The 211-nt window shown below is 43.1% G+C and carries 1 protein-coding gene; it reads left to right on the forward strand.

The window, feature by feature from the left end:
* Positions 1-211: DDE-type integrase/transposase/recombinase (locus tag AX677_RS03060; RefSeq protein WP_156445978.1), on the forward strand; the 211-nt coding region annotated here is incomplete at both ends.

Below are 211 nucleotides of genomic sequence, written 5' to 3' on the forward strand. Positions count from 1 at the left end.
GAATCAAACATGGAGTATTGATTTTATGAGCGATCGTTTAGTGGATGGAAGAAAGTTCCGCTTGTTTAATGTGATCGATGATTTTAACCGTGAATCATTGGCCATTGAAGTGGATACATCTTTGCCATCGATGCGGGTAATCAGGGTGCTTGAAAAACTAATAGCAGCCAGAGGTTGTCCGGCAACTATCCGTTGCGATAATGGCCCTGAG

The sequence above is a fragment of the Streptococcus sp. CCH8-C6 genome, from assembly GCF_001557225.1.
Lineage (GTDB): Bacteria > Bacillota > Bacilli > Lactobacillales > Streptococcaceae > Streptococcus > Streptococcus sanguinis_C.